Annotated in this window: 10 protein-coding genes; 7 read left to right on the top strand and 3 right to left on the bottom strand. The window is 65.1% G+C overall.

What is annotated here, in order from left to right:
• The first annotated feature begins 111 nt into the window (after positions 1–111).
• The 4 genes from rnk to gloA2 all read left to right on the top strand — a co-directional run bounded on the left by rnk (position 112) and on the right by gloA2 (position 4,381).
• The gene (gene rnk, locus OUZ49_RS06525) at positions 112–522 is read left to right on the top strand and encodes a nucleoside diphosphate kinase regulator (protein WP_266149264.1); all 411 of its coding nucleotides are present in this window, start codon (positions 112–114) and stop codon (positions 520–522) included.
• A 115-nt stretch (positions 523–637) separates the two neighbouring features.
• Positions 638–3,028, top strand: a complete 2,391-nt coding sequence (ligA, locus tag OUZ49_RS06520) for an NAD-dependent DNA ligase LigA (protein ID WP_266149262.1) — start codon at positions 638–640, stop codon at positions 3,026–3,028.
• Positions 3,025–3,981, top strand: coding sequence for an EF-P lysine aminoacylase EpmA (gene epmA / locus OUZ49_RS06515; RefSeq protein ID WP_266149260.1), 957 nt, complete (start codon positions 3,025–3,027; stop codon positions 3,979–3,981). The genes ligA and epmA overlap by 4 nt, the downstream gene beginning before the upstream one ends.
• 4 nt (positions 3,982–3,985) lie before the next feature.
• On the top strand, positions 3,986–4,381 hold the full coding sequence (gene gloA2, locus OUZ49_RS06510; RefSeq protein ID WP_266149258.1) for an SMU1112c/YaeR family gloxylase I-like metalloprotein: 396 nt from the start codon (positions 3,986–3,988) through the stop codon (positions 4,379–4,381).
• A gap of 97 nt (positions 4,382–4,478) precedes the next feature.
• On the opposite strand, the gene aqpZ is transcribed toward gloA2, so the two are convergent.
• Entirely contained in the window at positions 4,479–5,177 is a 699-nt protein-coding gene (gene aqpZ, locus OUZ49_RS06505; protein WP_266149256.1) for an aquaporin Z, read from the bottom strand.
• Between the two features lie 314 nt (positions 5,178–5,491).
• Here aqpZ and OUZ49_RS06500 point away from each other — a divergent pair, with 314 nt between their 5' ends.
• Entirely contained in the window at positions 5,492–6,817 is a 1,326-nt protein-coding gene (locus tag OUZ49_RS06500; protein ID WP_266149254.1) for an MFS transporter, read from the top strand.
• A gap of 877 nt (positions 6,818–7,694) precedes the next feature.
• Here OUZ49_RS06500 and OUZ49_RS06495 read toward each other — a convergent pair.
• Positions 7,695–8,381: a DUF2461 domain-containing protein gene (locus OUZ49_RS06495; RefSeq protein WP_266149252.1), complete on the bottom strand. Its 687-nt coding sequence runs from the start codon at positions 8,379–8,381 to the stop codon at positions 7,695–7,697.
• Positions 8,382–8,396: 15 nt separating this feature from the next.
• Positions 8,397–9,845: an exodeoxyribonuclease I gene (gene sbcB, locus OUZ49_RS06490; RefSeq protein ID WP_266149250.1), complete on the bottom strand. Its 1,449-nt coding sequence runs from the start codon at positions 9,843–9,845 to the stop codon at positions 8,397–8,399.
• 124 nt (positions 9,846–9,969) lie between these two features.
• Here sbcB and orn point away from each other — a divergent pair, with 124 nt between their 5' ends.
• Both orn and folP read left to right on the top strand, forming a co-directional pair.
• Entirely contained in the window at positions 9,970–10,530 is a 561-nt protein-coding gene (orn, locus tag OUZ49_RS06485) for an oligoribonuclease (protein WP_266149249.1), read from the top strand.
• 51 nt (positions 10,531–10,581) lie between these two features.
• Positions 10,582–11,490: a dihydropteroate synthase gene (folP, locus tag OUZ49_RS06480; protein ID WP_266149248.1), complete on the top strand. Its 909-nt coding sequence runs from the start codon at positions 10,582–10,584 to the stop codon at positions 11,488–11,490.
• Positions 11,491–11,538 lie beyond the last annotated feature (48 nt).

Here is an 11,538-nt window from a genome sequence, read left to right as displayed (position 1 = left end):
ATCGCAAGCGATCACATCGACCAGGCGCGTCGGGGCGGCTCCGTCCCGACGCGTCGTCTTTTGTGATCACCGGCACGCCGGCGCCGTTTGCGCCAACGGACAGGAGTCATCATGAGCAGCAAGCCATCCATCGTTGTTTCCCGCCTGGACCTGGAGCGCATCGAAGCGCTGCTGGAGCGCATGCCGCCCGCGCAAGCCGCCCAGTACGACGCCTTGCGCGGCGAACTGGATCGGGCCGACGTGGTTGAACCGACGGCGGTGCCGGCGGACGTGGTGACCATGAACTCGGTGGTCACCTTCAAGGACGAAGGCATTGGCGAAGAGCTGACGGTGAGTCTGGTCTACCCCTCCGCGGTACGGGCCGACGGCACCGTGTCCATCCTGGCGCCGATCGGCAGCGCCCTGCTTGGCTTGACCCGAGGTCAGCAGATTGACTGGCCCACGCCCGATGGCCAACAGCGCCGGCTCCGCGTGCTGGAGATCGCGTACCAGCCGGAGGCGGCCGGCGATCTGCATCGCTAGGCCCGCCATTGGCGTGACGATCATGTGTATTCGTGTGGAAAGCCCGGATATCGGACCGGCGATGAAGCAGAAACGGGCCGCGACTCGTTAAACTTCGGCGCATGAGGACCTCCGCATGAGCCAGAACCCGGCCCACGAATGGCAAGCCCGCGCGCTCGAGCTGCGGGAAAAGATCGAACGCGCCAACTATCGTTACCACGTACTCGACGATCCGGAGATCACCGATCTCGAGTACGACCGCATGCTGCGCGAGCTGGAGTCGCTGGAAGAAGCACATCCTGCCTTGGCGACGTCCGACTCGCCCATGCGCCGCGTGGGTGCGCGGGCGCAGGGAGGGTTTGCCGAAGTCCGCCACGCCATCCCCATGCTGTCGCTCAACAACGCGTTCGAACAGGAAGGCGAGGGCGAGCGCGAGCGTTTTCGCGAAGTAGCCGATTTCGAGCGACGCATCGAACAGACGCTCGACCGTCGCAGTCCGGTGTTCTCGGTGGAACCCAAGCTCGATGGCCTGGCCATCAGCCTGCGTTACGAAGACGGTATCTTCATGCAGGGCGCCACGCGTGGCGATGGTGAGACCGGCGAGGATGTCACCGCCAACCTGCGTACGGTGCGGGCGATTCCACTGCGCCTGCGTGGCGAGGGCTGGCCGCGTGTGCTGGAAGTGCGCGGCGAAGTGATCATGCTGCACAAGGATTTCGAGGCCTTCAATGCGCATGCTCGCGCTGCCGGGGAAAAGACCCTGGCCAATCCGCGCAATGGTGCGGCAGGTTCGTTGCGCCAGCTCGATCCGGCCATTACGGCCAAGCGCAAGCTGAGTTTCTTCGCCTATGCCGTCGGCGAGGTACAGGGCGGCGACTTGCCGCCTACCCATTCGAAGACGCTGGCCGCGCTGCGTGAATGGGGTTTTCCGGTGTCGCCCGAGGTCGGTACGGCGCACGGCTTCGACGGGCTGATCAAGTACTACCAGCGCATTGGCGCCAAACGCGATGCCTTGCCCTACGACATTGACGGCGTGGTCTACAAGCTGGACGACTATGCCGGCCAACGCGCGATGGGTTTTGTATCGCGCGCGCCACGCTGGGCGATCGCGCACAAATTCCCGGCGCAGGAGCAAACCACCACGGTCGAGGCCATCGAGATCCAGATCGGCCGCACCGGCGCCGCCACGCCGGTGGCGCGCCTGGCACCGGTGCAGGTGGCGGGTGTCACGGTCACCAACGCCACTTTGCATAACGCCGACCAGGTGGCGCGTCTCGACGTACGCGTGGGCGATACGGTGATCGTGCGCCGCGCCGGCGACGTCATTCCCGAAGTCGTGCGCGTGATGCCCGCGCTGCGTCCAGCGCATACGCATCCCTGGCATATGCCATCGCATTGCCCGGTATGTGGTTCGGCCCTGTTGCGTGAAGAGGGCGAGGCCGCCTGGCGTTGCTCCGGCGGCTTGATCTGCCCGGCGCAGCGCAAGGAAGCGCTGATCCACTTTGCCGCACGCCGGGCCATGGATATCGAAGGCATTGGCGAGCGCTTCGTCGATGCGCTGGTGGATTTCGGTTATGTGCATACGCCGGCCGATCTGTATCGCCTCACGCTCGAGGATTTCCTCGAGATGAAGCGTCGGGCGGACGAGCGCGATGGCAGCACGCCGGAAACCGTCAAGCAGGGCAAGGTCGCCACCAAATGGGCCGAGAACCTGATCGAGGCGATCGAGGCCAGCAAGCGCACCACCTTGCCGCGCTTCCTGTTCGGCCTGGGCATCATGCATATCGGTGAAAGCACGGCCAAGACGCTGGCCGCATGGCTAGGCAGCCTGGCGATGATTCGCCGCATGCCAGAGACTATCCTGCGCGTGCTGCCCGACATCGGCCAGGAAGTGGCGGCATCGATTGCCGGCTTCTTCGCGCAAGAGGGCAACCAGAAGGTGGTTGACGCCTTGCTGGCCGCAGGCATCGAATTTGCTGACGAGACGCATCCGTCGCCGAAGTTGCGCGGCCGGCTCGACCTGGCGGTGCTGCTGGACATGGCCGGCATCAACAAGGTGGGACCCAAGAGCACCAAGCTGCTGGGCGAACATTTCCGCACGCTGGACAAGCTGATCGCTGCGGGAGCGTCGCATTGGATCGTGGCGGGTCTGCCATCCGCGGCGGCGACCCATCTCGAAGCCTTCCTCGCTGACGACAAGAACGTGCAGCCGTTGCGGGAGGCCGATGCCGCCATGCAGGAACTGCTCGCTGCCGTTCCTGCCGCATCGGCCGCATCGAGCGCGCCACTGGAAGGTCAAACCGTCGTGCTGACCGGCACCCTACCCACGCTTAGTCGCGATGAAGCGAAGGAGCGGCTGGAGGCACTCGGTGCCAAGGTGGCCGGCTCGGTGTCGAAGAAGACCAGTTTCGTCGTGGCGGGTGAAGCCGCGGGCTCCAAGCTCGACAAGGCGCACGAACTTGGCGTGGAAGTCTGGGACGAGGCTCAGCTGCTTGCCTTGCTGGCCAGGCACGAGGGCGCGTCATGAGCCTGCATCTGTCGGGACGCCTGCATCTGCGTGCGCGCCTGAATGCGTTGATCCGTGCGTATTTTGCGGAACGCGCCGTGCTGGAAGTGGAGACACCGATCCTCTCCGCCGCCGGCAACACCGAACCGAATATCCAGAGCTTCAGCACCGCGTTCAGCGGTCATGTCGATGCAGGTTCGCGAGAGCGCTGGCTGCGTACCTCACCGGAGCACCCGCTGAAGCGCCTGCTCGCCACGGGCGTGGGTGACTGCTACGAACTGGGACGCGTGTTTCGCAATGGCGAGGCCGGCGGGCGCCACAATCCCGAATTCACCATGCTGGAGTGGTACCGCGTCGGCTGGGATCACCATCAGCTGATGGAAGAGACCATCGGGCTGGTGGAAGCGTCGTTGGCGATGGTGGGACGGCGGGCCGAAGTGCTGGTCGAGGGCTACCGGCAGCTGTTCATCGACGAGCTCGGCATCGACCCGATGCATGCGCCCATCGATGAACTGCATGCCGTCCTGCACGAATACAACATCGACCCCGAAGGCCTGACCCGCGATGACTGGCTCGACCTGATCATCACGCACAAGCTGCAGCCAGCGTTTCCACGCGATCGCATTACCGTTATCCATGACTATCCGGCGTCGCAGTGCGCGCTGGCCAAGGTTCGCCCTGGCGATCCGCCGATGGCCGAACGCTTCGAGTTGTATCTGGGGCGCTACGAGTTGGCCAATGGCTACCATGAACTCAACGACGCGACGGAGCAGCGCCGCCGTTTCGAGCGCGACAACGAGGTGCGACGCGGGCGCGGGCAGCAGGCCATTCCCATCGACGAACGCCTGCTCGAGGTGCTCGACGCCATGCCCGACTGTGCCGGTGTGGCGCTGGGCATCGAGCGCCTGCTGATGTGCCTGGTCGGCACCGACGCGATTGCCGACGTGCTGACCTTTCCGTTTGCCGAGGCCTGATCGCGTGACGTCGCCGTTGTTGCCGGCCATCCACCATGTGGCGCTGATCTGCTCGGACTATGCGCGCTCGAAAGCCTTTTATAGCGAGACGCTCGGCTTTCGCATCATCCGCGAGGTGCATCGCGAGGCGCGCAATTCGTGGAAGCTCGACCTGGAAGTGAGTCCCGGGGTAAGTCTGGAGTTGTTTTCCTTTCCGCAGCCACCGCCGCGTCCGTCGCGACCGGAGGCGCAAGGGCTGCGCCATCTGGCGTTCGCCGTGCCGGATATCGACGCCGTCGTCGCCACCTTGCACGACCGCGGCGTGGCCTGCGAACCGATCCGCGTGGACGAATACACCGGGCGGCGCTTCACGTTTTTTGCCGACCCGGACGGGCTGCCGATCGAATTGTACGAGCAGTAGCTGTGCGGCGGTGGCTTCCCTGATGCCCGACCGAGTGACCTACTTCAGTCCCGTCATCCCCGCGAACGCGGGAATGACGGATAGGAAGGGGCGCGGCCTAGTCCCGCGTCTCCAGCACATACCGATAAATCAACCCGCCCACCGCGCCGCCAATCAGCGGAATCAGCCAGAACATCCACAGCTGCTGGATCGCCCAGCTACCCTGGAATACCGCCACGCCGGTGCTGCGTGCCGGATTCACCGACGTATTGGTGATGGGAATCGAGATCAGATGGATCAAGGTGAGCGTCAGGCCGATGGCCAGCGGCCCAAAGCCGGCGGGCGCACGCTTGTCGGTGGCGCCATGGATCACGATAAGAAAGAACGCGGTGAGCACGAACTCCGCCACCATGCATGCATGCAGCGAATAGCCGCCGGGCGAGTGATCGCCGAAGCCGTTGGAGGCGAACCCTGCACTGGCATCAAAACCAGCCTTGCCGCTGGCGATCGTATAAAGCACCGCACCTGCGGCGAGACCGCCGATCACCTGGATGATGATGTAAGGCACTACATCCTTGGCCGGAAAACGGCCGCCAGCGCACAGGCCCAGGGTGACGGCCGGATTGAAATGGCCGCCTGAGATGTGGCCTACGGCATACGCCATGGTCACCACGGTGAAGCCGAAGGCGAGGGCGACACCGGCAAAGCCGATGCCCAGCTCGGGAAAGGCCGCAGCGAAGATCGCACTGCCGCAGCCGCCAAAGACCAACCAGAAGGTACCGAAGAACTCGGCCCCCAAACGCTTGCCCATACTCATAAGGACTCTCCTTGCCAGAGTTTCAAAGGGAACGTCGAACGCGTCCTGCATGACTTCCTATTGCGGTCCTGATTCGGTGCCTGCGCAGGGACATGGGTCCGAGCGGGCCTAGGCTAGCAAAACTCGATGACATCCGGCCTAGGAAGGTTCCTAGCGATGCCATATGGGTGAAGCGGCTGCCTGCTGCTCCCCGGGTCATGAATGCCGCTGGCAGGCGTCCGAATTCACGAAAAATTTCATCGGGCGGGGCCTTGTTGGGGCCTGTGCTTGGTGTATGGTTTCGCGTCGCCTTCACCTAGCCTGCAGGACCGCCGATGTCGCAAGTCTTCACGCCCGTCTCATCGCCCGCAGCCGTTAACCGCACTCTGGGCGGCAGCGATATCAAGACGCTGGTACTGGCGTCGCTGGGTGGCGCGCTGGAGTTCTACGACTTCGTGGTGTTCGTGTTCTTTGCGCTGCCACTGAGCAAGCTGTTCTTTCCGCATGACACCGCGCCCTGGCTGGCTCAGCTGCAGGTCTACGGCATCTTCGCCGCCGGCTACCTGGCCCGTCCGCTGGGCGGCATCGTGATGGCGCATTTTGGCGATCGCCAGGGCCGCAAGCGCATGTTCACGCTGAGCGTGTTCCTGATGGCCTTGCCGACGCTGGCGATCGGCTTGCTGCCGGTCTACGCGTCGGTCGGCGTGCTGGCTCCGCTGCTGTTGCTGCTGATGCGAGTGGTGCAGGGCATTGCGATTGGTGGCGAGGTGCCGGGCGCCTGGGTGTTCGTGGCCGAACATGCACCCCGCGGGCGCGTGGGCTTCGCCTGCGCCTGTCTCACCTCGGGCCTGACCGTGGGCATCCTCATTGGCTCGCTCACCGCGGCATGGATCAATCACCATCTGTCGCCTGCCGACGTGCTGGGCTGGGGCTGGCGCTTGCCGTTCCTGCTCGGTGGCGTGTTCGGCTTTGTGGCCGTGTGGCTGCGCCGCTGGCTTAGCGAAACACCCGTATTTGCAGCGTTGCGCGAACGCAAGGCGCTGAGCCGCGAATTGCCGCTGCGCAAGGTGCTCACCGGCCATCGCGGTGCCGTGGCGCTGTCGATGGCGGTGACCTGGATGCTCACCGCGGCGATCCTGGTGTTGATCCTGATGTTGCCCAGCCTGGCGCAGAAGTCGTTCGGCATCGCCGCCGATACGGCGTTCCTCGGCAATAGCCTGGCCGCACTCGGCCTGTGCATCGGCTGTCTTGCCTATGGCTGGCTGGTCGACCGCATCGGCTCGGCGCGGGCGCTGTTGGTCGGGTCGCTGGCACTGGTAGCCACCACGTATGCGCTGTTTGCGGATCTTGCGGCCGGCGGCACGCACTTTCTCTCGCTGTATGCGCTCACCGGCTTCCTTGTCGGTGCCGTAGGCGTGATCCCGACGGTCATGGTGGCGGCCTTTCCCGCGCCGATCCGCTACTCGGGCATTTCGTTTGCCTACAACGTGGCCTATGCCGTGTTTGGCGCCAGCACGGCGACCTTGATCGGCTACCTTGCCGAGCGCGCGGGACCGATGGCGCCAGCGCACTATGTGGCGATGACGGCGGTGGTGAGCGTAGTGGTGGCGGTGTGGTTGATGCGGGTGCCGCCTTCGGCGGACCTGGAGTTGGCGCGGTAGGTCGACTGGCGCCGCTGCTTCGGCTCCTTCTCCCTGCCGGGGAGAAGGTTGGGATGAGGGGCGGGGCTTGCGACAGCGCGACAACTGAGCGTTGTCGCCAGGGTGCCGCTTACGCAGCGGGCGTTCCGAACCGCTGCCGCGGTCCGGGTCACTTTTCTTTTGCTGGCCCAAAAGAAAAGTAACCCAAAGAAAATGGCCTGAAGAGCTCATAGCATTACGCTGGATGCGAGCCTGACGGGTGTGGCCAGCCAGATCGGTGGCGGCCCACGGCCGACACACAGCGGCTACACCGCAACGCGCCATAGCGCAGAGGGCTTAAAGCGTGGGTGGTGTCGTGGTCTGGTGAGCGTCGGGATGCCGCGGGCGTTGCGACCGTAGGACTGACCTGCTTTAAGTCCTCACCGCTATGGCGCGTTGCGGTGTAGCCGCTGTGTAGCGGCCTTGGGTAGCAAACGATCCGATCGCCCAGACCTTCCAACGCTTCTATCCAACGGAGTGCTACCAGCTCTAAAGGCCATTTCTTTGGGTTACTTTTCTTTGGGCCAGCAAAGAAAAGTGACTCGGCTGCCGGCAGGCAGTCGAAACGCCCGCTGCGTAAGCGGCAACCTGGCGATATCGCTCGGTCATCGCGTGACCGCGAGCACCCGCCCCTCATCCCAGCCTTCTCCCCGGAGGGGAGAAGGAGCACAAGCCGCCGGAAGGCAGTCGAAACGCCCGCTGCGTCCCACAGGGACTTCCTTCGGTCGTAAGCGGCACGCTGGCCATCACGCTCAGTTGTCGCGCTTCCGCGAGCACCCACCCCTCATCCCGACCTTCTCCCCAAAGGGAAGAAGGAGCACAGCGCAGCGCTTACGGACTCCAGTGGCGAATCGATGGCCTAAAACTCCAACTCCTGCGCCGCACACAAGTAATCCACCATCGGCGCCACGCGCTGGAAGGTCCCGACAACCCAGGGCAGCAATTCCTTCGAGCAGGCCAAGGCCTCATCAAAGCCCTCGCCGCAGGCGAAGTCCCTGCGCTTGATGTCGTCGATCAGTTCGTGGTTCGGGTCGAAGCCGCGTGGTGGGCGGGTGAGTGATTCGCCCCAGAACGTGAAGTGATCGCGAAACGACTTGCTGCGCGTGGCGCGCTTCCACGCCTCGGGGTTGTCGGCCATGAAGTCGCGGATGCGCTTGAGGGCGTCGGACTCCGGATGCCACATGCCGCCGCCGGCAAAGCAATCGCCCGGCTGGATGTGGATGTAGAAGGAGGGTGCGGGAATCTCGTGGCGGCGCTCGTGGAAGAAGCGCGAGCCTTGCCATGGCTTGTACGGCTGCTTGTCGTTGGAGAAGCGCGTGTCGCGGTAGATGCGGAACAGCGAGCCGCCGTTCTTGCGCGGGTCGGCCCGGTAGTGCGGGCTGATCTTGGCCAGTGGCGCCTGCAGGTCGGTGATCAAGGCCAGGAACGGCTCGCGCACGTGGCGCTCGTAATCGTCCTTATGGTCCTGGAACCACTCGCGGCTGTTGTTGCGCGCCAGCGAGCGCAGGAAACGGAAGGTGGCAGGGGTGAAATAGGCAGTCGGCATAAGCTTGATCGGCTATCAGACGGAAAGAGGGGCGAACTCGGTGGCCAGCATCTCGCCCCAGAGCTGCAGTTGATCCAGCAGGGGCAGCTTCGCCTGGTTGGCAGCGTCGGCACGCAGCTCGGCGATGCGGGCGAAGTAGTCGTCCAAGGTGAGGTTGGTCAGCGGCGTGGGCTTGAACAGCCGCTCGCGGCAGAACTCGTTCCAGCGCACCTGTTCGTCGGCGCTGAGCGTCTCGGGCCAGTTGCGGGCGCGGTAGCGGAACAGCAGCTCGGGATAGCGCGGGTCGCGGAAGGGGAAGGCGCGTTCGCTCAATTGCTCCGGCGGCGTGGCCCGCACGTCTGCCAGTAGCCGCTTGTCCGAGTCCGGCAGGAAGCCGCCATAGATCGCCAGTTCAGGGTCTTGCGGCGGTGGCAGCTCGGCTGCGCGTTGGAAGACCCGGCGCAACTTGTCCTTGAGGCCGTCGGCCGCCGCCAGCATGTCGCGATGGGCCTGGATACGCTCCAGGTCGATCTGCAGGCGCTCCAGGTCGACACCTTTTAGCACCGACAGCGGTGCCAGCGCCGGGGCGCGATTGGCCCGCACGGTACGCAGGGGGATGCGCGTCACGCCTTCGGGAAGGTCGGCGCGCGAGGTGAAGACGCGGTCCGCGATCTCCTCTTCATTCAGCGCCAGCAGCTCGGACGGATCGGAGGCCAGGTCGTAGACGATGATCTCGGTCGGGCGGCTGGGGTGGGCGGCGAGCGGCGCGACCACCGCCAGGCAGTGCCGGCTGGACGGGTAGCGCGAGGACACGTGCACCACCGGCGTCATGCTGGTCACATCGAGCAGCTCGAACGCGCGCTGCTTGCGGCGCAGGCTCAGATACCAGTCCCATAGCCGCGGCTGGCGTATGCGGATAAGCCGGGCCAGGCCGATCAGCGCGTGTACGTCCGAGAGCGCGTCATGCGCGCGTTCCTGCTGCAGGTGATTGGCCGTGGCCAGGTGCTCCAGCTTGAAGCTCGGCGTGCCATCGTCGCGCTGCGGCCACACGATGCCTTCCGGCCGCAGGGCCTGGCACATGCGCACGAGGTCGATCAGGTCCCAGCGGGAGTTGCCGTTCTCCCACTCGCGCCCGTACGGCTCGTAGAAGTTCCGGTAGAACAGCTGGCGGCTGACCTCATCGTCGAAGCGCAGTGAGTTGTAGCCCACGCCACAGGTACCCGGCTGGGCCAGCTGCTCGTGCACGCGCGCCGCGAAGTCGGCCTCGATCACGCCCTCGCGCTCGGCTTGCTGGGGCGTGATGCCGGTGATCAGGCAGGCCTCGGGGTGCGGGGGCATCTCGCGCGGGGGCTTGCCGAAGAACATCACCGGCTCGCCGATGATCTCCAGGTCCATATTGGTGCGGATGCCGGCGAACTGCACCGGGCGGTCGCGCCAGGTGTCGGCGCCGAAGGTTTCGTAGTCATGCCAGAAGAAGGTCTGCATGCCGCGATCATCGCATGCCGTCGATGGGGGCTTCACGCCCGCGGCACGGCCCGGGCGGTAGGCGGGGGCCGCGTCGGGGCGGCTATTTGCCGCCTGCTGCTAGACTGCGCGTCCAGGAGGGCGCATGAGCCAAGCGAACGAAGAAAATCTGATCTGGATCGATCTGGAGATGACCGGGCTGGATACGGATGCCGATTCCATCCTCGAGATCGCCACCATCGTCACCGACCGGGACCTTCGCATCCTTGCCGAGGGGCCGGTGTTTGCGATCCGGCATCCGCTGGAGCGCCTGGAAGGCATGGACGCGTGGAACCGCAACCAGCACCGCAAGTCGGGCTTGTGGGACCAGGTGGTGGCCTCGGACGACGACCATGCCGCCGCCGAGCAGGCCACGCTCGATTTCCTCAAGGTGTGGGTGCCCCAGGGCAAGTCGCCCATGTGCGGCAACTCGATCTGCCAGGACCGTCGCTTCCTGCATCGCGAAATGCCGCGTCTGGAGCGTTTCTTCCATTACCGCAACCTCGACGTGTCCACGCTCAAGGAGCTGGCCCGGCGCTGGGCGCCTTCGATCGGCAAGGGTTTTTCCAAGGAATCCGCGCATACGGCGCTGTCGGATATCCGCGATTCGATCGACGAACTGCGCTATTACCGCCAGTTCATGGGCCCGCTGGGCGGCGAGTCCTGAGCGCTCAAGCTGCGTGTCGCGTGTCATGCCTTACCGGATGGGGGAGTAACCATGTCGATTGATCTGTTCGCCCCCGTACTCGACTGCGCTGGCCGGCCTTTGCGGCTCGACCGTCCGCGCGTGGTCGGCATCCTCAATGTCACGCCCGATTCGTTCTCCGATGGCGGCAGCCATGCCAGCGTGGAACAGGCCGTGGCGCATGGGCTGCGTATGGTCGAGGAGGGCGCGGACATGCTCGACATCGGCGGCGAGTCCACGCGGCCGGGCGCCGACGATGTGTCGATCGAGGACGAGCTGAGCCGCGTGGTGCCCGTGCTGGAGCAGCTCGCTGCACGCACCACGGTGCCACTGGCCATCGATACCTCCAAGCCGGAAGTGATGCGCGCCGCCGTGGCGGCGGGCGCCGGCATGGTCAACGATGTGTATGCGCTACGGCGCGAAGGTGCGCTCGATGCCGTGGCCGCGCTCGGCGTGCCGATGTGCCTGATGCATATGCAGGGCGAGCCGCGCAGCATGCAGGCTGAGCCGCACTATGACGATGTGGTCGGTGAAGTGCATCGCTTTCTTACCGATCGCCTGTTCGCTTGCGAGCTGGCCGGCATCGATCGGCGCAAGGTGATGGTCGATCCCGGTTTCGGCTTCGGCAAATCGCTGGAACACAATCTGGCACTGCTGCGCGCGCTGGAACGCTTCGCGAACCTGGGCAGTGGCGTCTACGTCGGCCTGTCGCGCAAATCGATGATTGGCGCGATGACCGGCAAGACCGCGCCGGCGGAACGCGCTGCCGGCTCGGTCGCCGCCGCCCTGATTGCCGTGCAACGCGGGGCGCGCATCGTGCGTGTGCACGATGTCGCCGCCACCGTGGACGCGCTGGCCGTATGGCATGCCGTGCAGGCCGGCGATACGCCCGAGCGCCGAGATACCAAGCCCACCCAGCCACGTTGGCCGGACGACGAGTAATCACTGCATTCAAGTGGCATTGCGCGGCTTTCGACACGCGCGGCCCCG

The sequence above is a fragment of the Dyella halodurans genome (genome assembly GCF_026283925.1).
GTDB classification, from domain to species: domain Bacteria; phylum Pseudomonadota; class Gammaproteobacteria; order Xanthomonadales; family Rhodanobacteraceae; genus Dyella; species Dyella halodurans.
This window is presented reverse-complemented; position numbering and strand designations above follow the sequence as displayed.

Bases quoted from the DNA above. Each gene is read 5' to 3' on its own strand.
- OUZ49_RS06500 (WP_266149254.1), top strand. From the start codon at position 5,492: ATGTCGCAAGTCTTCACGCCCGTCTCATCGCCCGCAGCCGTTAACCGC.
- aqpZ (WP_266149256.1), bottom strand. From the start codon at position 5,177: ATGAGTATGGGCAAGCGTTTGGGGGCCGAGTTCTTCGGTACCTTCTGG.
- OUZ49_RS06495 (WP_266149252.1), bottom strand. From the start codon at position 8,381: ATGCCGACTGCCTATTTCACCCCTGCCACCTTCCGTTTCCTGCGCTCG.
- ligA (WP_266149262.1), top strand. From the start codon at position 638: ATGAGCCAGAACCCGGCCCACGAATGGCAAGCCCGCGCGCTCGAGCTG.
- sbcB (WP_266149250.1), bottom strand. From the start codon at position 9,845: ATGCAGACCTTCTTCTGGCATGACTACGAAACCTTCGGCGCCGACACC.
- folP (WP_266149248.1), top strand. From the start codon at position 10,582: ATGTCGATTGATCTGTTCGCCCCCGTACTCGACTGCGCTGGCCGGCCT.
- orn (WP_266149249.1), top strand. From the start codon at position 9,970: ATGAGCCAAGCGAACGAAGAAAATCTGATCTGGATCGATCTGGAGATG.
- rnk (WP_266149264.1), top strand. From the start codon at position 112: ATGAGCAGCAAGCCATCCATCGTTGTTTCCCGCCTGGACCTGGAGCGC.
- epmA (WP_266149260.1), top strand. From the start codon at position 3,025: ATGAGCCTGCATCTGTCGGGACGCCTGCATCTGCGTGCGCGCCTGAAT.